General features: G+C 70.4%; 27 protein-coding genes. 14 read left to right on the top strand and 13 right to left on the bottom strand.

The annotated features are described in order from the left end of the window. Positions 1-120 precede the first annotated feature (120 nt). Both FL311_RS13605 and FL311_RS13610 read left to right on the top strand, forming a co-directional pair. Positions 121-693: a helix-turn-helix domain-containing protein gene (locus FL311_RS13605; RefSeq protein ID WP_141325573.1), complete on the top strand. Its 573-nt coding sequence runs from the start codon at positions 121-123 to the stop codon at positions 691-693. 77 nt (positions 694-770) lie between these two features. Next, on the top strand, positions 771-2,285 hold the full coding sequence (locus FL311_RS13610; RefSeq protein ID WP_141325574.1) for an Hsp70 family protein: 1,515 nt from the start codon (positions 771-773) through the stop codon (positions 2,283-2,285). 57 nt (positions 2,286-2,342) lie between these two features. Here FL311_RS13610 and FL311_RS13615 read toward each other — a convergent pair whose 3' ends face one another. Continuing rightward, positions 2,343-3,731: a neprosin family prolyl endopeptidase gene (locus FL311_RS13615; protein ID WP_194869190.1), complete on the bottom strand. Its 1,389-nt coding sequence runs from the start codon at positions 3,729-3,731 to the stop codon at positions 2,343-2,345. Positions 3,732-3,982: 251 nt separating this feature from the next. Between FL311_RS13615 and FL311_RS13620 the strand changes: the two genes are divergently transcribed. Then, positions 3,983-4,525 carry a hypothetical protein gene (locus tag FL311_RS13620; RefSeq protein ID WP_141325576.1) on the top strand — a complete coding sequence of 181 codons (543 nt, stop codon included), beginning with the start codon at positions 3,983-3,985 and terminating at the stop codon, positions 4,523-4,525. A gap of 57 nt (positions 4,526-4,582) precedes the next feature. On the opposite strand, the gene FL311_RS13625 is transcribed toward FL311_RS13620, so the two are convergent. Both FL311_RS13625 and FL311_RS13630 read right to left on the bottom strand, forming a co-directional pair. After that, the gene (locus FL311_RS13625) at positions 4,583-5,404 is read right to left on the bottom strand and encodes an alpha/beta fold hydrolase (protein WP_194869191.1); all 822 of its coding nucleotides are present in this window, start codon (positions 5,402-5,404) and stop codon (positions 4,583-4,585) included. A gap of 180 nt (positions 5,405-5,584) precedes the next feature. Beyond that, positions 5,585-6,259: an SOS response-associated peptidase gene (locus tag FL311_RS13630; RefSeq protein WP_141325578.1), complete on the bottom strand. Its 675-nt coding sequence runs from the start codon at positions 6,257-6,259 to the stop codon at positions 5,585-5,587. 177 nt (positions 6,260-6,436) lie between these two features. Between FL311_RS13630 and FL311_RS45040 the strand changes: the two genes are divergently transcribed. The 4 genes from FL311_RS45040 to FL311_RS13650 all read left to right on the top strand — a co-directional run bounded on the left by FL311_RS45040 (position 6,437) and on the right by FL311_RS13650 (position 9,314). After that, entirely contained in the window at positions 6,437-7,156 is a 720-nt protein-coding gene (locus FL311_RS45040) for a hypothetical protein (protein WP_228556853.1), read from the top strand. A gap of 108 nt (positions 7,157-7,264) precedes the next feature. Then, on the top strand, positions 7,265-8,800 hold the full coding sequence (locus tag FL311_RS13640; RefSeq protein WP_141325579.1) for an MBL fold metallo-hydrolase: 1,536 nt from the start codon (positions 7,265-7,267) through the stop codon (positions 8,798-8,800). Positions 8,801-8,851: 51 nt separating this feature from the next. Then, positions 8,852-9,178 carry a hypothetical protein gene (locus FL311_RS13645; protein ID WP_141325580.1) on the top strand — a complete coding sequence of 109 codons (327 nt, stop codon included), beginning with the start codon at positions 8,852-8,854 and terminating at the stop codon, positions 9,176-9,178. After that, on the top strand, positions 9,114-9,314 hold the full coding sequence (locus tag FL311_RS13650; protein WP_141325581.1) for a hypothetical protein: 201 nt from the start codon (positions 9,114-9,116) through the stop codon (positions 9,312-9,314). Before FL311_RS13645 ends, FL311_RS13650 begins: the two co-directional genes overlap by 65 nt. On the opposite strand, the gene FL311_RS13655 is transcribed toward FL311_RS13650, so the two are convergent. Then, on the bottom strand, positions 9,311-10,111 hold the full coding sequence (locus FL311_RS13655) for a LytTR family DNA-binding domain-containing protein (protein ID WP_141325582.1): 801 nt from the start codon (positions 10,109-10,111) through the stop codon (positions 9,311-9,313). The genes FL311_RS13650 and FL311_RS13655 overlap by 4 nt on opposite strands. Positions 10,112-10,278: 167 nt before the next feature. Then, positions 10,279-11,406 carry a sensor histidine kinase gene (locus FL311_RS13660; protein WP_141325583.1) on the bottom strand — a complete coding sequence of 376 codons (1,128 nt, stop codon included), beginning with the start codon at positions 11,404-11,406 and terminating at the stop codon, positions 10,279-10,281. Positions 11,407-11,550: 144 nt separating this feature from the next. Between FL311_RS13660 and FL311_RS13665 the strand changes: the two genes are divergently transcribed. After that, positions 11,551-12,006 (top strand): VOC family protein, encoded by a 456-nt coding sequence (locus FL311_RS13665; RefSeq protein WP_141325584.1) that lies wholly within the window; start codon positions 11,551-11,553, stop codon positions 12,004-12,006. Positions 12,007-12,024: 18 nt separating this feature from the next. On the opposite strand, the gene dgt is transcribed toward FL311_RS13665, so the two are convergent. Continuing rightward, a complete protein-coding gene (dgt, locus tag FL311_RS13670; RefSeq protein WP_141325604.1) occupies positions 12,025-13,419 on the bottom strand; it encodes a dGTP triphosphohydrolase in 1,395 nt (464 codons plus the stop codon). 283 nt (positions 13,420-13,702) lie between these two features. Here dgt and FL311_RS13675 point away from each other — a divergent pair, with 283 nt between their 5' ends. Then, positions 13,703-14,218, top strand: a complete 516-nt coding sequence (locus tag FL311_RS13675; RefSeq protein WP_141325585.1) for an OmpA family protein — start codon at positions 13,703-13,705, stop codon at positions 14,216-14,218. A 9-nt stretch (positions 14,219-14,227) separates the two neighbouring features. Here the strand turns inward: FL311_RS13675 and FL311_RS13680 are convergent, their stop codons facing one another. Then, entirely contained in the window at positions 14,228-15,829 is a 1,602-nt protein-coding gene (locus tag FL311_RS13680) for a GMC oxidoreductase (RefSeq protein WP_141325586.1), read from the bottom strand. Between the two features lie 310 nt (positions 15,830-16,139). Between FL311_RS13680 and FL311_RS44050 the strand changes: the two genes are divergently transcribed. From FL311_RS44050 to FL311_RS46265, 3 genes are all read left to right on the top strand, one after another. Then, positions 16,140-16,592, top strand: coding sequence for a nuclear transport factor 2 family protein (locus FL311_RS44050; protein ID WP_194869192.1), 453 nt, complete (start codon positions 16,140-16,142; stop codon positions 16,590-16,592). Positions 16,593-16,724: 132 nt separating this feature from the next. Then, the gene (locus FL311_RS13690) at positions 16,725-17,429 is read left to right on the top strand and encodes a hypothetical protein (protein ID WP_141325588.1); all 705 of its coding nucleotides are present in this window, start codon (positions 16,725-16,727) and stop codon (positions 17,427-17,429) included. A gap of 1 nt (position 17,430) precedes the next feature. Beyond that, positions 17,431-17,562 (top strand): CstA-like transporter-associated (seleno)protein, encoded by a 132-nt coding sequence (locus FL311_RS46265; RefSeq protein ID WP_255510335.1) that lies wholly within the window; start codon positions 17,431-17,433, stop codon positions 17,560-17,562. A 165-nt stretch (positions 17,563-17,727) separates the two neighbouring features. On the opposite strand, the gene FL311_RS13700 is transcribed toward FL311_RS46265, so the two are convergent. Together FL311_RS13700 and FL311_RS13705 are read right to left on the bottom strand one after the other, a co-directional pair. Further along, on the bottom strand, positions 17,728-18,198 hold the full coding sequence (locus tag FL311_RS13700) for a hypothetical protein (RefSeq protein ID WP_228556855.1): 471 nt from the start codon (positions 18,196-18,198) through the stop codon (positions 17,728-17,730). 208 nt (positions 18,199-18,406) lie between these two features. Beyond that, positions 18,407-18,601: a hypothetical protein gene (locus FL311_RS13705; protein WP_141325590.1), complete on the bottom strand. Its 195-nt coding sequence runs from the start codon at positions 18,599-18,601 to the stop codon at positions 18,407-18,409. 125 nt (positions 18,602-18,726) lie between these two features. Here FL311_RS13705 and FL311_RS13710 point away from each other — a divergent pair, with 125 nt between their 5' ends. Then, on the top strand, positions 18,727-19,167 hold the full coding sequence (locus tag FL311_RS13710) for a hypothetical protein (protein WP_141325591.1): 441 nt from the start codon (positions 18,727-18,729) through the stop codon (positions 19,165-19,167). Positions 19,168-19,170: 3 nt separating this feature from the next. Here the strand turns inward: FL311_RS13710 and FL311_RS13715 are convergent, their stop codons facing one another. From FL311_RS13715 to xth, 4 genes are all read right to left on the bottom strand, one after another. Continuing rightward, a complete protein-coding gene (locus tag FL311_RS13715) occupies positions 19,171-20,028 on the bottom strand; it encodes an alpha/beta hydrolase (protein ID WP_228556857.1) in 858 nt (285 codons plus the stop codon). Positions 20,029-20,300: 272 nt separating this feature from the next. Next, positions 20,301-21,473: a threonine synthase gene (locus FL311_RS13720; RefSeq protein ID WP_141325593.1), complete on the bottom strand. Its 1,173-nt coding sequence runs from the start codon at positions 21,471-21,473 to the stop codon at positions 20,301-20,303. A 36-nt stretch (positions 21,474-21,509) separates the two neighbouring features. Beyond that, positions 21,510-22,361 carry an alpha/beta hydrolase gene (locus FL311_RS13725; protein ID WP_141325605.1) on the bottom strand — a complete coding sequence of 284 codons (852 nt, stop codon included), beginning with the start codon at positions 22,359-22,361 and terminating at the stop codon, positions 21,510-21,512. A 20-nt stretch (positions 22,362-22,381) separates the two neighbouring features. Further along, complete coding sequence (gene xth / locus FL311_RS13730) at positions 22,382-23,152, bottom strand: exodeoxyribonuclease III (protein ID WP_141325594.1); 771 nt, start codon at positions 23,150-23,152, stop codon at positions 22,382-22,384. 196 nt (positions 23,153-23,348) lie between these two features. Here xth and FL311_RS13735 point away from each other — a divergent pair, with 196 nt between their 5' ends. Continuing rightward, entirely contained in the window at positions 23,349-24,404 is a 1,056-nt protein-coding gene (locus FL311_RS13735; protein WP_141325595.1) for a tetratricopeptide repeat protein, read from the top strand. Positions 24,405-24,425: the final 21 nt, after the last annotated feature.

Genomic DNA, 24,425 nt, shown 5'->3' on the forward strand with positions numbered 1-24,425 from the left:
ACACCCCCACCACGCCCGACGCCAGCGCCACCGCCCCCACGTCCCGCACCAACACCCGGTCCACGTTCGCCATGCATCTCAATCTGGACAGAAGCCGCCCGTTCGTCAATAAGAACGACCATGCCGGTAAAACGAACACCCAAGCCCTCTCGTCCGCTGGACGCCATCGCCGTCGCCCTGCGCCGGGAGCGTGAGCGCGCGGACATGTCCCTGTCGGAGCTCGCGCGCCGCGCGGACATCTCCAAGTCCACGCTGTCGCAGCTGGAGTCGGGCGCCGGCAACCCGAGCATCGAGACGCTCTGGGCCCTGGCCGTGGCGCTGGGGGTGCCCTTCAGCCGGCTGGTGGACCCGCCCGCTCGTGAGGTGCGCGTCATCCGCGCGGGCGAGGGCGCCGCCATCCGCTCCGAGCAGGCCCACTTCACCGGCATCATGCTGTCCGCCTGCCCGCCCGGCGCACGACGGGACCTCTATGTCATCACCCTGGAGCCCGGCTCCGCCCGCCACGCCCAGGCCCACATCCCCGGCAGCGTCGAGCACCTCATCGTCAGCAAGGGTCGGCTGCGCGCGGGCCCCTCGGACCACCCGGTGGAGCTGGCCCCGGGCGACTACGCCACCTTCCCCGGCGACGTGCCCCACCTCTACGAGGCCCTCGCCCCCCACACCGTCGCCGTCATGGTGATGGAGCACGTGTAGGCGGGTGAACCGCGACTCCGAATCCCTGGAATCTCGGAGCTGAACCGCCGGGCCAGACATGGGAGACTGCCGGGCGCATGAGTACGGCCCCCATCCTCGGAATCGACTTCGGGACCACCAACACGTCGGCGGCCTTCTTCGACAAGGCGGGCAAGCTGCGGCTGGTGCCGGTGACGGACAAGAGCTTCACGCTGCCCTCGGTGGTGTGGTTCCACGCGGCGGACAAGGCCATCGTCGGCCACGCGGCCCGGCGGCAGATCATCGACGACCCGCGGCACACCGTGTTCGGCGCCAAGCGCTTCCTGGGCCGCCGCTACCAGTCCGAGTACGTCACCCAGCACAAGGACAAGTACGCCTTCGAGCTGGTGGAGGCGCCGGACGGCTACACCGCGGTGACGATGTACGGCAAGCAGACGTCGCTGACGGACGTCACCCACCTGGTCATCAAGCAGATCCTCACCCTGGCCACGCACGCGGCGGGCGAGCCCTTCAAGGAGTGCGTGCTCACGGTGCCCGCGCACGCGAGCATCCGCCAGCGCGAGGCGGTGCGGCAGGCGGCCGAGATGTGCGGCCTCAATGTGCGCGCCATCATCAACGAGCCGACGGCGGCGGCGCTCTACTACGCCAACCTGCGCAACCCCGAGCAGACGGTGATGGTGTTCGACCTGGGCGGCGGCACGTTCGACGCCACGCTGCTGGCGGTGCAGAACCGGGTGGTGAAGGTGCTGGCGACGGGCGGCGACGCGTTCCTGGGCGGCGCCAACTTCGACGAGCGCATCGTGGAGCTGCTGGTGGCGGACTTCCAGCGCCAGCACGGACTGGACTTGCGCGGCAACCAGGTGGTGATGCAGCGGCTGGTCTTCGCCGCCGAGTCCGCGAAGATGGCGCTCAGCACGCGCGAGTCCACGGTGCTCCGCGTCCCCTGCATCGCGCAGAAGGACGGCGGGTTCATCGACTTCGACTACACGCTGACGCGCAAGCAGCTGGAGGAGATGGTGTTCCAGCTCATCGAGCGCACCGCGTCCGCGTGCGACGACGTGCTGGAGCGCGCCAGGCTCAAGGCGGAGCACATCGACGAGCTGGTGCTGGTGGGCGGCCAGACGCGCATGCCCGTCATCCGGCAGCGCTTCTCCCACTTCAAGCGGCTGTCCTCCGACAAGGAGGTCAACCCGGAGCTGGGCGTGGCGGTGGGCGCGGCCATCCTCGGGCGCAACCTGGCGCGCGGAATCACCGGCCTGTCGGACGTGGTGCCCATGCCCATCGGCATCATGGTGCCCGGCGGCGCCCAGCACGAGGTCATCCCCGCCAACACCCCCGTGCCCGCGACGAAGTCCGTGACGCTGGAGCTGCCCCTCATCCCCGGCCCCATCTCCGTCGCCCTGTTCGAGTCGCTCGACACCACCACCGTGGACCGCGAGCTGCTCGGCACCGTGCGCATCGACCTGGACTGGCGCACCACGCACAAGGGGCCCACCACCCTGGAGCTGCGCATGGGGCAGGACTTCGTCCTCGGCGCGGCCCTCGTCTCGCCCCAGGGCACCCGCCACCCGCTGCCGATTACCGATTTGCGCGCCCCCAAGCGCGCGTCCTGAGCCAGCCCGGGCGGGGAGCATCTGTCCCTGCCTCCCACCCGGCGCTGACGACGTGGGCTACGTGCAGTTGCCGTTGTAGCCCGGACCGCCGAAGTAGAAGTACCGGCCCCAGCCGCCCGGGTTGCTGGACTGGAGGATGTCGTAGCAATTGCTGTCGTTGCGCCACGCGCTCAGCGAGGTGGGCTCACGATAGACATTGCCCGTGTCCACATAGAGGATGTTGCGGGTGTACGCGGCGTGGCTCCAGCCCGCGCCCGGGTACGCGCCGCTGCCCATGTCCGTGGACGTGTGGAGGTTGAGGTTGCGGTTGTCGATGATTTCGCCGCCGAAATCGATGACGTCCGCCCGGTCCGCCAGGCCCGCCGCGTCGAAGCGCGCGCGCGGGTAGTAGCCCACCCACGTGTCCTGGAACTTCAGCCACCAGGCGCCCGTGGTGCCATCCTTGAACCACATCAGCTTGAACTCGTATTGCGCGCCGCCGGCGACGCTGTAGTTGTCGAAGCCTCCGCCGATGAAGACAGACGTGTTCGTCTGCACGAACGCGCCACAGCTCAGGTTGTAGCAACCGCCGCTGCCGTAGTTGTCCGGCGTGAAGTAGATGAAGAGGCGCGCGCGGTCATCACCGTAGAGGTCGCGATAGCGCTGCCAGCCGACCTCCACCGTCTCCAGCGACGCGCCCGAGCCGCGCACCACCCACATCTGCGACAGGCTGAACTCGCTGCTCAGCTCCGTGTACGGGCTCCACAGGTTGAAGATGGCCTCCGCGCCCATGTTGTTCACCCACTGGGACGTGTGCGCGTACTGGTGCAGGTCCGTGGGGCCCGCGCGCAGGGACGGCGTGGGCGCCTGCTCGGAGCGCCGCTTGCCCGTCTCCACGGAGACGTTGCCCGTCAGGTGGCTGGGAATCTTGCGGCGGAAGTCGTCCAGCGACTCGAAGCGCTTGAGCGTGTCGAGCGTCAGCTTGACGATGGGCACGCTGCCTTCCGGGCAGCGCCTGCGCGCGCCCGTGGCGTCCAATTCGTCCGCGCGGCCCTCCAGCGTCGCGGGCTCGGCGCGCCACTTCGCCGCGAGCGAGTCCCCCGGCGCCACCGGCCGTTCCGGACGCGCGATGGGCTCGGTGCCCGGCGCCAGCTGGATTCGGTGGTTCTCCATGCCCGGCTGACGCAGCGCGGGCTGCGCGTACAGCGGCACGCAGTCGATGGCCTCGCCGCCGCGACTGGTGAAGCGATGCACCACGTCCTTCTCGTCATAGAGCGACTCGGCGTAGGCCTTCATCCGGGCCAGCTCCGCCGAGTCCCGCACGCGCTCCACCAACGCCGTGCTCCCCGTGGCCTCGAGGGCGGCGACCTCGGGCTCCGCGACACCTCCGCACGCCAGCGCGCCCAGCAGCACTCCCGACACCGAGCCCAGACGCCAGCCACGCGACGACCTTCGCTGCTCGTTCATGCAATGCCCCTCTTGGTTGGTGCAATGCCCGGCCTGTTTCATGGCGAGGCACGGAATGAACGCCTGTCAGGGATTTCTTCGGTTGGAGCCTTTCATGTCTCACGAGGGGAGGTGCGGACACGCGGGAGGAGGAACGGCGGGATGGGAAGATTGGCGCGGGACTGGAGTCCGGGCCGGGGCTGAGTGTCGGGGCTTGGACATCCGTCCCGAGGACGTCAGCCGCACGGGGCGTCCCAGCCAGACTCGGGACCATGACCTCTCTCAATCCCTTGCATCGTGTCGTGGTGGCGGTGGTCCTGGCGGTGGCGGCACTCTGGGCCTGTGGTGACGAGCCCAAGGCGGCGTCTCGAATAGAGGCCGCCGCGTCCACAGATGCACCGGCGTGCGCCTTCGTCGACAACACGCCGCCCGACGTCGCCCGGCGGTTGGAGGGCGCGGTGCTGACGCCGCTCGGGGCCGCGCGAAACCACGAGGAGGACGGGAAGAGAATCTCCACCCTCTCCGTCCGCGTGGAGTTTCCCACCGCCTCGCACTCGGCCTCGAACGTGCCGCCCATCGTGATTCCCGGTGGCGAGGGGACCATCATCTGCACGGGGACCTGCACGGGCGGGAACGGGTGCCCTCCTCCCACGGGTTGCGTCGCCGTTCCGACGGGATGCTCGCAGCTCAACTGCGGCTTCTGCGACGGGGGCTGCTCCAAGACGACGATCTTCATCCCGTCCGATGCCGGCACCTCCGATGCGGGAGCGTCGGACTCGGGCACTCCGGACGCGGGGCCGCCGAACCTCCAGTAGTCGCAGGCTCGCGCCGCGCGTCGACAGGGACGGCGCGGCGCGGGCGGACGCCTCCGCTCAGGCGCCTTCCGCGCGCGAAATGAGCTCCTGGACCATGGGCTCCAGCCAGGCACCGCGCTCGATGATGTTCATGTGCGTGGTGTTGGGCAGCACGGCCAGCTTCGAGCCGGGGATGAGCCGGTACATCTCCGCCGCGTGCTCCAGGCGGGTGAAGTCGTTGTCGCCGAGCGCGAGCAGCACCGGCGCGCGGATGCCGTTGAGCTGCGCCGTGCTCCACCCCTTCCACTCGGTCAGCAGGGTGTTGAGTCGGGCCAGCACGGACTCGAAGCTGGACGGGTCCGGGTTGTGCTTGTCGAAGTGCGCCTTCCACGACACGAAGTCCGCCTCGGTGGGCAGGAGCGGAATCAGCTCGGCCGAGGGCACGTGCGTCGGGTCCCGCTGCATCTTCACCAGCTCGGGCTGCATGCCCTCGAGCGTGTAGGTGACGCTCAGGAGCGAGGCGCTGGCCACGACCTCGGGGTGATGGATGCACACGCCCGTGGCGATCATCCCGCCCAGGCTGTGGCCCAGCAGGTGGGCCCGCTTCACGCCGAGGTGCGCGAGCACGCCCACGACGTCCTTCACCATGCGCTCCAACTGGATGGGCCCCGGCCTGTCTCCCGTGTGGCCATGCCCCTGCATCTCGATGGCGATGACGGGGCGGCTCCGGGCGAAGCGCGGGAGCAGGTCCTTCGTGAAGGCCGTCTCGATGGCCATCATGCCGCCAGGCAGCAGGACGAGGGGCGTCTTGCCTCCTTCGAGCGGGCCTCCGTGGACCTCGAAATAGACCTTCAGGTCGTCGACGGTGGCGTAGCCACCCTGCTGCGGCTTCGTGTTCATGGCGTGTCCCCGGCAAGAGAGTCCAAGACTCGCGACACACGCGGCCCCGGCCCCCAGGATGAAGCGGCGGCTGAGACCTTCCCGACCCCGGTCCTTCATCGCGAATCCTCCGATGTGTTCGACTTCAGGGAGGCGAACGAACGGGGCCCGCGCATTTCGACAGGGGATTTATTTTCCCGGCTACGCCGCGACCCGCTCCACGCAGGCCGGCACGTCGTTCGTGGGGGAGTTGACCACGCGCGCCACCTCGTAGGCGTCCAGGCCGTCGTCCGCCACGGGCACCAGCAGGGGCAGCAGGACGGAGGACTCCTGGGGCTCGGGGCGCAGCCACACCTCCTGGGCCGGGGGCGGCAGGATGACGGGCATCCGGTCATGGATGGGCGCCATCAACGCGTTGGGGCCGGTGGTGATGATGGTGCAGGTGCGCAGCACCTCGCCGGTGTCCTGCGCCGTCCACTCCTCCCACAGCCCCGCGAGCGCCAGGGGCTTGCCGTCCGCGCGGTGGAAGTAGAAGGGCGTCTTCGGCTTCGTGGACTGCTTCCACTCGAACCAGCCGTCCACCAGCACCAGGCAGCGGCGGCGCTTGAGCGCGCTGCGGAAGCTGGGCTTCTCCGCCACCGTCTCCCCGCGCGCGTTGATGAGCTTGTTGCCGATGCTCGCGTCCTTCGCCCACGAGGGGATGAGCCCCCAGCGGAAGGCGTCCAGCATCCGCGCTCCGTCATTGGGCACCACGGGCATCAACTGCGTGGGCGACAGGTTGAAGCGGGGGCGGTCCACCGCCATGCGAATGCCGGCGAGGCCCAGCTCCACCACGAGCTGATCAGGAGAGGTCCGAACGGTGACACGGCCGCACATGGGTGGGGAGTATCACCTCGTCCGGAGGCGGACCCAAGCAACTCATGCGTGGCACCGGCGCTCGGTCGCCGTCCGGCGGTGCGCGAGGGGCCCGGGAATGAACGTTCGTCCTCGAGTCACCAGAAGAGGCGCCCTGGGAAGACACGGGCCGGGCGGCCTGAACTACATACGCGGGCCATGAACCGCCTGACCCGCCTGTCCGTCTGCGTCGCCGCCTCGCTCGTCGCCTGCACCGAGCGCACCGCCACTCCCGCCGGGCCCCTGGACGCGGGGGCTCCCGCCTCTGCCGTGGCACCCACCCAGCCTGTCGTTCCCGACGCGCCTCCCGTCGCTCCCGGTACGGCGGGGGGCGCGGTGGACCTGGCCGACGCGGGCACGCCTGACGCGGGCCCGGGTGACGCCGGGTCGCTCGCGCAGGCGTCGGGTGGCACGGACTGCTCCGCGGCGAAGCTGAAGGCCTCCACGAAGGCCGCGCCGAAGCCGCCCCTGCCTCCCGCGGTGGAGAGCATGCGCACCCGCATCATCGCCGCCGCGCGGGCGTGCGACTACGCGGAGCTGGGCAGGCTGGTGGACGAGAAGGGCAAGAGCGTGCGCTTCAGCTTCGGCCCCGACGAGGACGCGGTGGCGTTCTGGAAGCAGGAGGAAGCGAGGGGCGAGCCCACCCTCGCGCGCATCGTCCAGGTGCTGGAGCTGCCCTACGCCCAGGAGGGAGACCTCTACTACTGGCCCTCCGTGCACATCACCGGCTTCAAGACGGAGAAGGACGTGAAGATGCTCGCCGGCGTCTACCCGAAGGCCGACCTCGAGAGCATGCGCAAGGAGCTGGGCAGCTACCTGGGCCTGCGCGTCGGCATCGACAAGGACGGGGACTGGCAGCTCGCGGTCGCGGGCGACTGAGCCCGGCGCTCCACCACTCGCCGCTCCGGGCGCGCACTTCGCCGCGCCCGTCCCGCCATTGGCTGCAAAGGCTCCGGGAGCCCACGGGCGCCTCGGCATCCTGGGGGCATGAGACGAACCACTCCGCTGCTCGTGCTCCTCGGCCTGTTCCTCGCGTCCTCCGCCCTCGCGGCCGAGGACGTCGCGCGTGCCCACCTGCGGGCCTCGCTGGAGGCCATGGGGGGTGAAGCGAAGCTCCAGGCCCTCTCCGCGCTGCGCATCCAGGGCATCGGCCACTGGAACCTGATGGAGCAGTCCGAGCGCCCTGCCCCACCGTGGCTCGTCAGCTACGAGCAGGTCGACGAGGTGCGAGACCTGCGACAGCGTCGGCTGCGGATGAAGACTGAGGGCCGTGGCTCCCCGGGGCTCGAGGACTGGCAGGGCGCGACGATGGTGCTCTCCGACGGTGTGGTGATGATGGAGCGCGGCGGTCAGCGACGTCCCGCGGGAGGGGCCCAGTTGCAGGACCTGAACGAGCGGCTCGACTTCGCGCCCGAGCGCATCCTCTTCACCGCGCTGGCCGCGCCGGAGCTGCGCGCGCTGGCGGACACCCGGCTGCAGGACGTGCCGCACCACGTGGTGGCGTTCCGCCATGGCCACGCGCGGGTGAAGCTGTATCTCAACGCGCGGACGCGGCTGCCCACGATGGTGGAGTCGCTGGACGCGCACCCGTCGGACTTCTTCTGGAGCGTCTGGGGTGATGTGACGACGCGGTTGTTCTTCCAGGCGTGGACCCTGGAACCGGGCGGCCTGCGCCATCCGCGCCACTGGGAGTGGGAGCGCAAGGGGCAGGCCCACCACAGCTTCACCGTGACGCGGCTGGAGCTGTCCCCGAAGGTCTCCGAGGAGGACTTCGCCATTCCCGAGGACATGAAGAAGGGCTTCGCGGCGCGGGGGCGGATGACCGCGGATGACCTGCCGCTGGGTCGCCCCGACCGTCCGGCCGTCGAGCTGGCGCCGGGCGTCGTGCATCTGCCTGGCGCGTGGGATGTCACGCTGGTGAAGCAGGACGATGGGCTCGTCATCATCGAGGCGCCCATCTCCTCGGGCTACTCGGCGCGAATCCTGGAGGAGACCCAGCGTCGCTTCCCGGGCGTCAAGGTGAAGGCGGTGGTGTCCACGAGCGATGCATGGCCTCACGTGGGCGGGGTCCGGGAGTACGCCGCGCGCGGCATCCCGCTTCACGTGCTGGACCTCAACCGGCCGCTCCTGCAGGGGGTGCTCACGGCGCCTCGGACCCTCGCGCCGGACACGCTCGCCCGTGCGCCTCGGGCCGCCTCGGTGGTCAACGTGGGGCAACGCGTGAAGCTCGGCGCCGGGAAGAACCGGTTGGAGCTGGTCCCCGTGCGCACGGAGACCGGGGAGCGGATGCTCTTCGTCGCGCTTCCCGAGCACCGGCTGCTCTACACCAGCGACCTGGTCCAGCCTCGCCCGGACGGGACTTTCTTCAACGTGCAGCAGGTCTCCGAGACGATGGAGGTCATCGCGCGTGAGCGGCTGGAGGTGGCCCGTGTCTTCGGCATGCACCTGGGCGCCACGGACCTGTCCGCGCTCGCGGCCGCGGTGGAGAAGCAGAACGCCGTGGTCTCCGAGGTGAAGCCCTGAAGTGAGGCGCGTGTGCGAGGATGGAGAAGAACACACGGGGGCGCATCCGTCATGAACGACACGACGCTGTTCACTCCGCCGTGGATGGGAGTCCTCGACCCCAAGGTCCGGGACTTCCTCCAGCAGCGCGGCGTCCTCCAGTCGCGCACGGTGCCCATCGACACCGTGTGCGCGGAGCTGGCGGGCCTGGGCTACCAGGTCCACGACTACGCCCAGGCCGTGATGTCGTTCATGGACGGGCTCGACGTGCGCGGGGTCGACCATCGCCACCTGAAGTTCGGCGCGAGCGATGCGGCGGATGGCATCGACGGATGTGGCCACGAGCGACTTCGCCATCCTCTTCGTGACGGCGGAGGGCGGCTGGTGGCTCCTGGATGAGACGTGGCTCGTCTACATCCGGTTGAGGGACTTCAACGACGTCATCCGGCTCATCCTCTTCGGCGAGCGGGATATCGGGACGCGGGTGACACTCGAAGGAGCGCAGCTTCCTCCCGCGAATCGACGGGACGCCTAGCGAGCCCGTCCGAGCCTGCGCTCCAGCTCCTCGCGTCGACTCCGACTGACCCGCAGGCGCTGGCCGGTGCTCAGCACCACCACGAGTTCCGTCGCCGAGTCGTGATGCAGCTCGCGGATGCGCTCCACGTTGACGATGACCGAGCGATGGATGCGCACGAAGCGCTCCGCGTCGAGTCGGGCCTCCAGTGACGCCAGGCTCTCGCGCAGCACGTGCTCCTTGTCGCCCACGTGCAGCGTGACGCAGTAGTCGTCCGCGCCAATCCAGTCGAGGTCCGACACCGGCACGAGCACCGAGCGCGCCCCCACCTTCACCACCAGCCGGCTCGGGTGTTCGTCCTGAGGCGGAGTGTCGCCCTCCTTGGGAGGAGCGTGCCCCGTGTCCGCGAGCAGGGCCGCGAGCTTTCGTCCCAACGCCAAGGCCTCGTCCTGGCGTAGTCGTTGCCGGGCCCGGCTCAGCGCCTCGTCGAAGCGCTCGTCCGCGAAGGGCTTCACCAGGTAGTCCACCGCGTGCATGTCGAAGGCGCGCACGGCGAAGGAGTCGAACGCGGTGATGAAGATGACCGCGGGCATCCGAGTCACGCCCACCTCGCGGATGACCCCGAAGCCATCCAGCTCCGGCATCTGCACGTCGAGCAGCACCAGCGCGGGCTTCAGCGCGTGGATGGCGTCCACCGCCTCGCGCCCGTCGCGGCACTCGCCGCACACCGTCACGTCCGGATGCCGCGACAGGGCCTGCCGGAGGCCACGTCGGGCGAGCGGCTCGTCATCCACCAGGAGGACGGCGAGCTCAGCCACGCGACATCTCCGCTCCGAAAACCATGGCCCCGCGATGCGCGCCCCCGTCCTCTGGCGCCGTGCCCATGCCAACGCTCCTTCTCGGGAGGGCGCTGTGCCCAACGACGCGCGGCCGCGTTTCAGAAACGGCGTTCAGGCCTCCGCTGCCCCTTGGGAGGACACTGAGCTCAGCCATGCGCGGCCCCCCGCCCTGAAGGAGCGTCCTCGCGCTGGAAGGGCAGCCACACGGTGGCCACGGTCCCCACGCCCTCCGGCGCCGCCGCCACGCTGACTCGCCCCGCCGCCCCGTAGAGCTGGGACAGCCGCGCCCGGGTGTTGGACAGCCCGATACCCGGGCTTCCCTCCACATCGAAGCCAGCGGGCAACCCCGGACCGTCATCCGCCACCATCAGCTCCAGCGCCTCGCCGTGACGCCGGGCCCGGATGCGCAGCGCGCCCGCCGCCGTGCGGGCCGACACACCGTGCCGGATGGCGTTCTCCACCAACGGCTGGAGCACCAGGTGCGGCACCCGCGCGTCCATCAGCGCCTCGTCCACATCCCAGTCCACGCGCAGCCGGTCCTGGAAGCGCAGCCGCTGTATCTCCAGGTACCGCTCCAGCACCGACAGCTCGTCCCGGAGGGACACCTCCTGCGTCGCGCCCTGCTGGAGCAGCCGGCGCAGGATGTCCCCCAGCAGCACCAGCATCCTCGCGGCCGTGTCCTTCTCCCCATCCCGCACCAGCACGACGATGGCGTTCAGGGTGTTGAACAGGAAATGAGGATGGAGCTGCACCTGGAGCGCCTGGAGCCGGGCCTCCGCCAGCTCGACGGCGAGCGCCGCGGCCTGCCGCTCCCGCTCACGCTCACGCCGCCGGGCCGCGAGTGACTGCGCCACCCCCACCGTCGCGACGTACGTCATCGCCATCATCGGCAACCAGCCCAGCGCATAGCGCGTCAGCATCATCCCGAAGGACGCGCCTCCCATTCCCGCGCCGAAGGCCCGCTGGCACACCGTGTACACGAGCGCGAACAGCCCGCTCACGCCCAGGCACGCCAGCACGTGCCCCGCCCAGGCCCCCGCGCGGAACGGCCGCCCCAGCGGCAGCCGCCGCGCCAGCGCGAACACCCACGGCGTGGCGGGCCCCCACACATACCAGCCAGGAAGCTGCGACAGGAACGCGCGCCACGGCTCCATCGGCCGGGGCGACGACAGGCTGAAGAAGTACGTCTCCAGCGCGGACAGCGTCCCCGGCACGCTCCAGACCGCGACGAGCCCCAGCGCTCGCCGCCACAGGGGGGCAGGTGTCTCTTCCATCGGCGTCACGGTGCCCCGAGTCTAGCGGAGTCGCACCGCGCCACCCATGTCCCTCCACGCGAGCCAGGAGGCGGCAGCCGCGACGCACCCTCGCTTGCGAGTCGCCCGGCCGGTGCCCACTTGTCCTCCGAGGAGGACTGACACATGGGACTGGGAAGAACGAAGGCGGTACCCACGCTGGCGGTGACGGACCTGAAGGCGGCCCGGCGCTTCTACGGCGAGGTGCTCGGGTTCGACGAGGTCAAGGAGATCTCCGAGGAGGGCGCGGCCATGTACCGCGTGGGCGGTGAGTCCTTCCTCCTCGTCTACGAGCGCTCGACACCGTCCGGCTCCACCGCCACCGCGTGCTCCTTCGCCGTGGAGGACGTGGAGGCCACGGTGGACGAGCTGCGACAGGCGGGCGTGACGCTCGAGGAATACGACATCCCCGAGCTGGGCATCCAGACGAAGAACGGCATCGCGACCATGGGCGACTTCAAGTCCGCGTGGTTCAGGGACCCGTCGGGGAACATCCTGGCCATCGACGACTCGCTCGCCCTGATGGAGCGGCGGGGACGGCAGGCGCGCACGAGCGCTCCTTCGGAAGGGCTGCACGCCTGAGCGACACCGGGCACCCCGCTAGGTCGGCAGCTTGATGCCGGACAGCCGCTGGTACAGCGCCACCGCGAAGCCGTCCGTCATCCCGGAGATGTAGTCCGTGACGCACAAGAGCCGCTGGTACATGGACAGCCGCGCGAGCGCGTCACCGATGTCCTCGCTGGTCAGCGGCTTGTCGGGCCGCTGGAACAGCTCCAGGGGCAGCAGCTGCCGCAGCTTCTTCTCCTCCCGGTTGGGCGTGTCCGTCACCACCGCCTGCGCGAACATGTCCAGCAGGCCGCCGAGCGTCTTGAAGCCGGCGCTCTCGATCTGCAGCACGCGCTCGCTCTCGTAGCCCTTGCGACGCGTCAGCTTCTTGATGGCGTCGAGCGGCCCACGGATGTCCTCTCGCGCGGAGACGAGCGGCTTCTCCCACTCGCCCTCCTCCATCTGCTCCACGTGCTCCAGGAACACGCGGACGCTCGCCTGGATGAGCACGCCAATCACCCGCGCGCGCGCCTGCGCCAGGCGCGTCTCCAGGTGCGCGGGTGGCAATCGCGTCGACTTCTCCGGGGGAGGCAGCACCTGGTCCAACAGCTCACAGGCCACATCCATGGGCACCAGCCCCAGCTTCGCGGAGTCCTCCAGGTCGATGACCGCGTAGCAGATGTCGTCCGCCGCCTCGACGAGGAAGGCCAGCGGGTGGCGGGAGAAGACGCCCTCCTCGCGCTCGGGCAGCCCCGCGGCACGGTAGGTCTCCAGCGCCAGCACGTGGTCGTCCTGGAAGTAACCGAACTTCTTCTCCGACACGCGCGCCTTGTTCGCCTCGCGTCCGCCTGGAAGCACCGACGGCCGAGGGTACTTGCTCATCGCCCCCAGCGTCGCCGCGGTGTAGCGCAGCCCGCCCCGCCGCTCGCGCGACTGGAGCCGGTTGAGGATGCGGAAGCCCTGCGCGTTGCCCTCGAAGCTCTCCAAATCCCTCCACTCCTCCGCCTTCGTGAAGGGGCTCGGCTTGCCCGCGAGCGTCTCACCCGGCTTCGCCAACCGCTGCGACACCCAATGCTGGATGGCCGCCTCGCCCGAGTGGCCGAAAGGCGGGTTGCCGATGTCGTGCGCCAGGCACGCCGCCGCGACGATGGTCCCCAGGTGAGAGGGCTCCACCTTCACCCCCTGCGACTTCAGCCCCAGCCCCGCCAGCTGTCCCAACGAGCGCCCCACACACGACGCCTCGATGCTGTGAGTCAACCGCGTGCGCGTGTAGTCGCTCGTCGACAGCGGGAAGACCTGCGTCTTGTCGTGCAGGCAACGGAACTCGCTGGAGAAGACGATGCGGTCGTAGTCGACGTCGAACGGCGTGCGCTCATCCAGCGGCAGGGACACCTCACCCGCGGGCGCCTTCTCCACCCGCGCCTCCACGGGCTTGGGCTCCGAGCCCACCCGGTGTCCCGACAAGAACCGCTGCCACCGCTCCGTCCGACTGCTGCCGCCCACTGAAAGTGCCTCGCTGCCGTCCTTTGGAGAAGGACGATGGGAGCATGCTGCTCCGCCCGTACGCGGAGGCAAGTTTCATGGGACGGGTGGGCACGGCGCCATTGTCCCACCCGGCGAGCGGACGGCGCCCGGGTCGCTCGCCGGGCCTCGTGACGCTGGACGGACGCGCGTGCCCTGGGCAGCCTGCGCCCGGTTCCCTCCTCCAGCGGAACCCAAGGAGTCTCACCGTATGAAGCTCAAGGCGTTGTGCATCGCCGTGTCGCTGTTGGCCCTCCCGGGTGTGGCCGCCGCGCAGAGCCCCTTCGACAACCTCAAGAAGGCCGCGGGTGACGCGGGCAAGTCCACCGTCGAGAAGCGCGTCAACGCCAAGCTCCTCGAGGAGGGCCAGAAGAACCAGTGCAGCTTCAAGACGGGCACCGCGGAGCTGGCCGCCGGCTGCGAGGACAAGCTCAAGAAGCTGACCAACGCCCTCATCGACGCCAAGAAGCAGCTCACCGCCGGCGGGGTGAAGAGCTACAAGTTCGAGGTCTCCGGCCACACCGACTCGACGGGCGACGCGGCGAAGAACAAGAAGCTCAGCGAGCAGCGCGCGGAGGTCATCGTCAAGGAGCTGGTCGCCCGGGGCATCCCCCGCGGTGAAATCGTCGCCGTGGGCCTCGGCTCCGACCGTCCCCTGGTGAAGCCGGACAACACCGAGGCGAAGAAGGCGAAGAACCGCCGCTACGAGCTCCAGGTCCGCCTGTAGCGCACGGACTCAGGACGACAGCCGGGCGGGTCGCGGCGCTTCGTCTTCCCCGGTCCGCGCGTGGGGGATGAAGGTCATGGCTCGCTCGGCCAGCGCGGTGATGGTCAGCGAGGGATTGACGCCCGGGTTGGCGGAGATGGCCGAGCCGTCCACCACGTACAGTCCCTCGTAGCCGAAGAGCCGGTGGCGATGGTCGATGACGCCCGTCGCCGCGGAGTCTCCCATGCAGCAGCCGCCGAGGATGTGCGCGGTCGTCGGGATGCCCAGCACCGTCTCGCTCACCATCGTCATCGGATAGCCGTCCAGCTTGTCCGCCACGCGGCGCGCCAGGTCGAACGCCTCGGGCATGTTGGACGTGGGCGCGGGGCCGGACTGAAGCCCCGTGGACAGCCCGTTCTTCAGCAGCCGACCGCGCCGCATGCGCAGGTGCCCCTCCAGCGTGCGCATGTAGAGCAGGATCAGCGTGCGCTTGGCGAAGTCCGGGACGAACCACGCCTTGAGGAAGCGCAGCGGGTGGCGCGCGAGCAGGCCCACCAGCCGCGCCATCCGACCCAGCATCGACTTGCCGGGCACCTGCGGCGCCATCAGCAGGCGGAAGAAGCCGGAGCCCTCCGAGAAGCGCACGGGCTCCAGGTGCGAGCGCTCGTCGGTGTGCAGGATGGAGCCGATGGCGATGCCCTTCGACAAGTCATGCTCCGGGCGACCGCTCACGATGCCGATGAGCGCCTCGGAGTTGGTGCGCACGCCGTCGCCCAGCCGGTCCGACAGCCGGGGCAGTCCGTCCTTGTCCTCCTTGAGCCGCAGCAGCAGCGACAGCGAGCCCAGCACGCCTCCAGCGAAGATGACGTTCTTCGCGGTGAGGCGCAGGGTCTCGCGGCCGAAGAGGCCGGCGCCCTTCTTCGCCTCCACCTCGTAGCCACCGCCCGGCAGGGGCCGCACCCACGTGGCCTCCGTGTCCGCGTGCAGCGTCAGGCCGCGCTTCTCCGCGAGGTAGAGGTAGTTGCGGTCCAGCGTGTTCTTCGCGCCGTGGCGACAGCCGAGCATGCACCCGCCGCAGGACGTGCAGCCGGTGCGCTCGGGGCCCTCTCCGCCGAAGTACGGGTCCTTCACCGTGACGCCCGGCTCACCGAAGTACACGGCGACGGTGGACGGCTCGAAGCCCGGGCGGCCCAGCTCCTGGCCCACCTGTTCGAGCACCCGGTCCGCCACGGTGCCGCGCGGGTTGGTGGTCGCGCCGAGCATCTTGCGCGCGGTGGCGTAGTGCGGCGTCAGCTCGTCCTTCCAGGAGGCCAGGTGTCCCCACGAGGAGGCCTGGAAGAAGTCGTCCTTCGGGATGGGGAGCGTGTTGGCGTAGACGAGCGAGCCGCCTCCCACGCCCACGCCGGACAGCACCGTGACGTGGCGGAAGAAGCTCATCTGGAACAGGCCCCGCCAGCCGAGCTGGGGCATCCACATCCAGCGCTTCAGGTTCCAGTTCGTCTTCGGGAAGTCGGAGGGAGCCAGCCGCCGCCCCTTCTCCAGCATCACCACGCGGTAGCCCTTCTCGGTCAACCGCAGCGCGCTGACGCTGCCGCCGAAGCCCGAGCCGATGATGAGCCAGTCGCAGTCCATGCGTCTCCCGTCCTTCGCATTCCCCGGCATCGGCACTCGCCGAGGGCACTCTATGCGAAACACGCTGGGGAACCGCGACTCGCGAAGCACGCTGCCGCCGCCGTGGCGCCCGCTCGTCCTCCGGGCCGGCGCCACGAAGCGGGTTTTCCGGGACGCCCTCCTGCCCAGGCCCGCGTCACGGCTGTGCCACTCACCGACGCCCTGGGCCGCTCGGCGACTCCCGCCACCGTCCGAAGAGGACGTCACACGGCCCTCCAGGGGCGCGCTACCAAGAGCACCGACGTACCGAGGACCTTGGAGGCACAGAGCCATGAAGCAGCACTTCAGAAGCGCAGTCGCGGTGGGCGCGGTCCTCGTGGGAGGCGTGCTCGCTTCCGGGAGCGCGCGTGGAACCCCCGCGAGCACGCAGGACGTGGTGGGCGCCCGACGCGCGGTGGAGCTGTATCTGGAGGGTCACGCGACGGGCCAGGTCGCCCCCTTCCGCGAGGCGATGCACGACGAGATGAAGATGTTCCTCAACCGAGACGGCGTGCTCGTGCGCAGGACGGCCGCCGAGTACCTGGCCGGCGTCAGCGGGAAGCCCGCCGACGACGAAGCGAAGCGCAAGCGCCGGCTGGTCAGCCTGGACGTCACCGGCGACGTGGGCGTGGCCAAGGTCGAGCTCGACTACCCGGGCGCCTTCATGACGGACTACCTCACCGTCATCAAGACGGACGGGGGCTGGAAGATCATCAACAAGGTCGTCCACGTCCAGAAGCGGTAGCCCCCCGCCCGCGGCTGGGCGCGCGAAGTCTGTGTTTGCCGGGATGGCTCACCACAAGAGGGGCGCGAAAGATTCCCGCGGGTCATTTCCTTCCCGGGGAAGTGGCTCGGGCGGACGGCCTACGGTCGGCGCATGGCCCACGACGTCTTCATCACCAGCCTGGGGAAGTTCCTCCCGGGCGAGCCCATCCCCAACGACCAGATGGAGGACGACCTGGGCAAGGTCCGGGGCAAGCCCTCCCGGGCCCGCGCCCGCGTCCTCGCCCAGAACGGCATCACCCAGCGCCACTACGCCATCGACCGCGAGCAGCGCACCGTGCTGTGCAACTGGGACCTCGCGGTGAACGCCGTCCAGGATGCGCTGTCGCGCTCGCCCATCACCCTGGGAGAGATGGACCTGCTCGTGACGGTGACCACCCAGGGAGACCGGGTACTGCCGGGCTTCGCCAGCCAGGTGCGCCGCGCGCTGGGTGGCCCCGCGTGGGAGGTGGCGTCACTGCATGGCATCTGCTCCAGCGGCATGCAGGCCCTGCGCGTGGCGGCGCTCCAGGTCGGAGGCGAAGAAGGCCGTCGTCTGCGCCAGCGAGCTGGTGAGCCGGCTGCTCAAGGCGCGCCACGACGAGGAAGTGACGGCGGGCGACGGCGTACCCTTCGAGGGATGGAGGAGATGCGGCGGAGCTTCTCCAACGACGACCTGGATGCCGGGCTCACCGTCTCCTTCATGTTGCTGCTGCTGGCGACGGTGGCGTTCGGGGTGCGCTCCGCGCTCGCGGCCCGGCGCTCGGCGACACCCACGGCGAACGAGACGCCCTACGTCCCCGTGACAGAGGGGCCCTGAGATGACGACCTGGGTGGAGGTGCCGCGACGTGGCTGGCGGCAGGTCGTCCGGGTGGCTCGGCTGATGATTGGGGTGCCGGACTCCGAGGCGTATGCGCCGCACCTGCGTGCGCATCATCCGAGCGCCCGATGATGACCTACGAGGAGTTCTTCGACGAGCGAATGGCGGCGCGCCACCGGGCGCCCCTGTCCCAGGGAGCCCGAGCGGATCACCCGCCGTGAGGTGCGAGCACGGCGGGTGACGTAGTCCCTCACCGCCGCGCCGCCACAACGCGAGCGCGACGGGGAGCCGGTACGCCTACCGCCGCGTCGCCGCCTTGCGAGCACGACGCGCGGCGGGCGTGTTCGCCACGTACTGCCGACCTCTCCGCGAGGCCGTGCGCTTGCGGCGCTCCGTGGCCTGCTTCTGACGCGCGCTGAGCCGTGACCACGCCTTCTTCGGCAGATAGCGCGCCGTCGTCGCGCCGCGGCGTGCACGCGTGCCACCGGTGCTCGTCTGCCAGGCCTCGCGCGTCCACGACGTGAGCGACTTCTGGCTCGTGGCCTTCCGTCCGCGATATCCACCGCCGGCCTTCACGTATTCAGCGGCCAGCAGCTGGGCCTTGCGCGCACTCCACTGTCCCGCACGTCCGCCTCGCGTCCCCGCCATGAGGCGCTTCTTGAGGCGCTCTCTCAGCGCGGGCCGGGTGTATCGGCTGCTCGTCGAGGCACGCGCCCCGGACGCCACTCGACGCCGGGGCGTGGTGGTGGCACGTCGAGGCTTCGACATGCGCGTACGAGAAACCATCCGCTTCTTGGGCATCCCACGGGTGCGCGACGTAGCGCGCGAGCTCTTCCTGGCGACCATCCAGTCTCTCCCCCTCTGTGACTGCACTGCGCGCCACAGTTGGGGACGGCCAGCGCACCTCGCAATCACCCCGCCCTGCCGCCTGCTCCTCGCGACGAGGGGTCGCTCCCTCTCCTGCCCTCGCTCCGGTTCAATCCTTCACACCCGCCGGCGCCGCGGGACGGAAGAGCGCGCAAGCCCGCACCGGCTGCGGCGGGTACTTCCCCGGCAGCAGCGGGCACATGATGAACACCGAGGTCCGCGTCTGGACGTAGCGCGGTGGCGCGGCGCAGCGATGGCAGAGGCTGTCCGGGAACGGGAGCGACTCGGGAGGGGGTGTCGTCATGGGCTCTCGGCGGGAGTCTTGCCACGGCACGGTCGTCCGCGTGCGTCATGCGGGCTTCCGCCGTGCGTGTCTCCCTTCATCTCACAATTCGAGGAAACAAACGCAGACCTGTCCAGACAATCCAGGTGACGAAGCCCCCTCACCCCGAGGTGAGCCGCTATAGCGCGGACTACGCGGCCAAGGCGCTGGTCGCGCAGGGCGCGGGCCAGGGCTACGACTGGGAGAAGGGCATCGACTCCGGCAAGAAGTGGGCGGACCTCAACCCCGAGCAGCAGGGCGAGCTCATCCAGGACGCGTACAAGCAGGGCTACTTCGACGGCAAGCGTCCCTTCGTCGGAGAGAGCAGCAAGGACCACACCGCGTATCTCGACGAGGCGGTGAAGCAGATGCGCGCGGGCAAGGGAGACCCGAACTGGGACTTCTCCAAGGCCACGGGCAAGTGGAACGAGGTCAAGGACGCGGTGGTCGACAGCGTGAAGGACGCCGGGAAGAAGGTCTGGGACACCGTCACGGAGCCGCTCGAGCGCGTCAAGGACGGCATCCTCGACCGGCTCCCCTGGCGCTGAGGCTCACGGCACCGAGCCTGACGCGGGACTGTCCGCCGGTGGGTTCGGTTCGCGAAGCCACCGAGCGGCGGCCTGTGCGACGTCGGCCGGAATCGAGTGGCCGCCGGTGAACTCGTGGAACCGGACGTCGAAGCCCGCCGAGCGCAGCTCCGCGCCGATGCGGCGCCCCTCCTCCACGGGGATGGCCTGGTCGGCGTCACCGTGGGCGATGAACACGCGCGGCACACCGCGAGGCTCCGCCGCGTCCACGAAGCCCGGCGCGAACGCCACGATGCGGGAGAACACGTCACCGTTCAGGATGCCCAGCGACAGCGCATAGGACGCGCCATCCGAGAACCCGGAGACACTGACGCGCTCGGGTGCCACGGCGTAGCGGGAGAAGACCCGCGCGAGCGCCATGTCGATGAAGTCCAGGTCCGCGCCGCCCGTGGCCAGCTTGTGGTCCCACGTCACGCCGCGCGACTCCGGAATCACCAGCAGGAATCCCTCCGACTCCGCGACGGGCGCCAGCGCCTGCAGCATCTGCCGCGCGTTCCCCTTCGCGCCGTGCAGCAACAGCATCAGCGGCGCGGGCTGCTCCGGACGATAGGTGCGAGGCACGTACACGAGCCCGTCACGCGCGCCTCCCAGCCCCAGCGGTTGCTCCCCGACCGCCGCTGACACGTCCGACACCGGGCCCGGACGCGAGCGCACCCGTCCATCCGTGGACACGTGGGCGACGGGCCCCGTCCCCGTGGACTCACCCGCTGGCGCCACGCTCCGGGGCGCCACACAAGCCACGAGCCCCAGGCACATCCCCACCACGAGCCCACGAAGCGAGGGCTCTCGCGGCGAGCGGACCTGAGACCTCCTCGTCGGCATCTTCACGGCGCCTCCTTCGCGGTTCCGACTCCGGGCGGAGGGGTTCCTCGAACGCGTCATCAGCAGGTCCTCGGTCAGGGGCAGCGAACACAGCGGGCGATGCTTCCCATCCAACACAGGAGCCCACGGGCTCCACGAACACTTCGTCTCTCATCCGCGGGCCGGTGAGCCACCGCGAGCGCCAGCATGCGCCCTCGGGAACGCGGGCCCGAGCGGTCCTTGCGCCAGGGAGGACACCCACGCGCATGGCGCGCCGCGCCTTGCCCCCCCCTTCACCAGAGCGGGGCCATGTTCTCCACGTACTTGAAGCCCGTGCCCGTGTTGAAGACCACCACGGACTCCTCGGGAGTCACCTGCCCGGACGCCTGGAGCTTGCGCAGCGCGGCCACGCAGGCGCCGCCCTCCGGCGCCGCGAAGAGCCCCTCGGCCGAGGCCAGGTCCTTCGTCCCCTGGACGATTTCGGCCTCCGTGACGGAGAGCGCCGTCCCCCCGCTCTCCTTCACCGCGCGCAGGATGAGGAAGTCGCCCAGGGCCTTGGGTACGCGAAGGCCGTGCGCATGCGTCGTCGCGCCCTGCCACATCGGCGCATCGGGCCTGCCCTCCTCGTGGGCCTTCACGATGGGCGCGCAGCCCTCCGCCTGCACCGCCACCATCCTCGGCCGCTTCGAGTCGATGAGGCCCATCGCCTCCATCTCCTCGAACGCCTTCCACATGCCGATGAGCCCGGTGCCGCCGCCCGTCGGGTACAGGATGACGTCGGGCAGCGTCCAGCCGAGCTGCTCCGCGACCTCGTAGCCCATCGTCTTCTTGCCCTCCACGCGGTAGGGCTCCTTCAGCGTGGCGCACTCGTACCAGCCGTGCTCGCGCGCCAGCCCCGCGCACACCTTCCCCGCGTCCGTGATGAGCCCATCCACCGTCTCGACGTGCGCGCCATAGGCCCGCGTCTCCAGGAGGAAGAGGCTCGAGATGTCGCGAGGCACGAAGACATGCGCCCGCAGTCCACCGCGCGCCGCGTACGCCGCCAGCGCGCTCCCCGCGTTGCCCGCTGAGGGCAGACACACCGCCTTCGCCCCCAGCACCTTCGCCATCGACACCGCCGCCGACAGGCCCCGCGCCTTGAACGAGCCGGTGGGGTTGCCGCTCTCGTCCTTCACCCAGACCTGCTTCATCCCCAGCCGCGTCGCCAGCCGGGGCGTCGCAAGCAGCGGCGTCCAGCCCTCGCCCAGGCTGAGCCGCTGCGCGGGGTCCGCCACGGGCATCACCTCGTGGTAGCGCCACATGGAGCGCTCCCGCGTCGCCAGGGCCTCGCGGCGCAGCGTCTTCGCCGCGCGCTCCAGGTCATAGCGCGCGAACAGCGGCGCGCCGCAGGAGGTGCACAGGTTCAGCACGGCGCCCGGCGCATACGTCCGGTCGCACTTCGTACAATCGAGTCGGAGGACGGACATGGCCCTCCGACTCTACGGCGAACCCAGGCCCGGGGCCTACCGTGCGTCCCCGGCCGTGTTCACCGGGGGCAGCCACTTGCGCAGCAGGGCGGGCGCGGTGGAGCGGTAGATGTTGTCGTGACGCAGGTCCGGTCGGGGCTCCACCTCCCACGTCAGCCCGGCGGGTGCGCTCGCCTGGAGGATGTCGTTCAGCCGCGCCACCGCCGGGACGATGTCCTCCGTCTCGTTCGCGGAGGAGACATACAGCCGCGCGCGCAGCGACGGGTGCTGCGCGAAGAACGTCCCGGCCTGCTTCACCAGCGCCTCGCCGTTCCACCAGAGGCTCGGACTCAGCGCCAGGTACGTGTCGAACAGCTCGGGCTGGAGGAAGAAGGTCTCCATGATGAACAGGCCCGCGGCCGACTCGCCGATGATGGCCCGCTCCTCGGTCACCCGATAGCGCCGGGAGATGTCGGGGAGCAGCTCGTCGCGGATGAACGCGCGGAACGCCGCCGAGCCACCCGAGACAGGGATGAGCTCCCGGTCACTCGCGAGCTCGGTGGGCCCCGTCATGTCGCGCCTGCGCACCGTGTTCTCGATGCCCACGACGATGAGCGGCCGCATCTCCCCCGCGCGGATGGCGGCGTCCACCGCGGAGGCGACGTGCGGGAAGTCCTCCTGGAGCCCACCGTCGGGCATGTACAGCACCGGGAAGCGAGCGTCCTTCGCCGTCTCGTAGCCGGGCGGCAGGTAGACGGTGATGCGCCGCTCCTCCTTCAGCACCGAGGAGGACAGGAGGTACAGCTCATGCGGCGGCACCGGCTCCGGCGCGACGGGTGGCATCCGCCGCACGGAGCAACCCGCCAGGAATAGGCTCAGCCCCACATACGCCATCCATCGTCGCGTCATCATGATGTCCCCCACCCGCTTCAATCCTGGAGCTCCAGCCACACCGGCGCGTGGTCCGAGGGCTGCTTGCCCTTGCGCGCGTCGCGGTCCGTGTCCGCGCCCGCCAGCCTGGGCACCAGCGGCGCCGACACGTAGAGATGGTCGATGCGCAGGCCCAGGTTCTTCGGGAAGCCGAGGTTGCGGTAGTCCCACCATGAGAAGCGCTGCGTGTCGGGGTGCAGCTTGCGGTACGCATCCGTCAGGCCGAAGGCACGCAGGCGCTGGAGCGCGTCGCGCTCCTTGAGCGTGAAGAGCGTCTGCCCTTCCCACAGCTTCGGGTCGTAGGTGTCGATGTCCTCGGGCGCGACGTTCCAGTCACCGCCGAGCACCAGCGGCTCGTCCGGCTGGTGGCGCGTGTCCAGGTAGCGGCGCAGCCGGCCATACCACTCGAGCTTGTACTCGTACTGGGGCGAGTCCACCGACTGCCCGTTGGGCGCGTACGCGCTCACCACGCGGATGCCCTTCACCGTCGCGGCGATGAGGCGCGCGTGCGTGTCGTCCACGCCGTCCGACAGCCCCTTGACCACGTCGCGCGGCTCCTCCTTCGCCAGGATGGCCACGCCGTTGTAGGTCTTCTGCCCGTGGAGGGCCGCGTGGTAGCCGGCGTCGCGCACGGCCTCCAGCGGGAAGTCCGCCTCGGTGCACTTGAGCTCCTGCAAGCACACCACGTCCGGCTGCGCGCTCTTCAGCCACTCGAGCAGGCGCTCCTGCCGGGCCCGTACCGAGTTCACGTTCCAGGTCGCGATTTTCATCGCGGGCACCGTCGCACGGCACCCACGCCCCCGCCACGCTTTTCCCCTCCTCGTGCGGCTACGCGGCCACACCCCGTCCCATGCTCCGGGGCAAGGGCCCTGGCACGCGCATCGCAATGACTCCGGGTGGGAGGACGCCCACAGGTGTCCTCCCGGAGCGCCCTTCCCGGACGCCCCGCCTGGAGTCGAGGTCGCCATGAGCCCGAGGACGAAGAAGACCTCCCGCCGCACCCTGGGTTTCACCCTGCCGCCCACGCTCAAGAAGGCCCTGGTGCCTTCCTGCCTCGCCGCCCTGGGCCTGGCCGCGTGGACCGACGTCCCCCTGCCCGCCACGCTGCGCCCCTGGCTGGCCCTGGCCGAGCACGCGCGCACCCGCGAGACCGTCATCCCCATGGACCTCGCGCCGGCGTTCGCCGAGGCGCCCCTGCCCATCCCGGCCACCCTCCCGGTCGCCGAGGAGCTCCCGTCCACGCCCGCGCCGCGCGTGGCGGTCGAGGACGCCCTGGCCCTGCCGCACGAGCACACCCGCCGCGTGGACCACCTGGGCCGCGCCCGCGCGCTCAGGGAGCTGGGGGATGTGTCCGGCGCGCTCACCGAGGTGCGCCGCGCCCTGCACGACGAGCCGTCCGACACGGAGGCGCTGATGACGGCGGCCCGGCTGGCGCGGCTGCAGGGCCAGTCGGAGCTGGCGCTCGCGGCCTACGCGCGGCTGGGGAGCCTGATGCCCGAGGAGGCCGGCGCGCTCATCCAGCAGGCCCGCCTGCTGGTGTCCCTGGGTCGCCACGCGGAGGCGGTGCGCGTGGGCGAGGAGGCGGTGGTGCGCGCGCCGGAGGACGCGGAGGGCTACCAGGTGCTCGGCCGGGCCCACCTGGCCTCGGGCGAGCTGTCCCCCGCCATCCTCCGCTTCCAGCAGGCGGTGCACCTGGAGCCCGAGCACGGCTACGCGCTCAACAACCTGGGCTTCGCCTACCTGCGCGCCGGTGAGGACGCGAAGGCCGCGGAGGTGCTCGCGCGGGCGGCGGAGCTGCTGCCCCACGTCGCGTACGTGCACAACAACCTGGGCGTGGCCTGGGAGCGGCTGGGCCGCGAGGAGGAGGCCCGGGGCGCGTATGCCCAGGCCACCCGGCTGTCGCCCCGCTACGTCCAGGCGCGCGTCAACGCGGAGCGCATGAACCGCGTCGCCCGGGCGGACCTGGCCCCGAGCGACACCCGGACGCGGGAAGCCCTTTCCCCCCTGCCCGAGCCGCATTAGTGCCTCCCCGCCTGGAGACCG

Source organism: Myxococcus sp. AB025B (assembly GCF_006518215.1).
Taxonomy (GTDB): domain Bacteria; phylum Myxococcota; class Myxococcia; order Myxococcales; family Myxococcaceae; genus Myxococcus; species Myxococcus fulvus.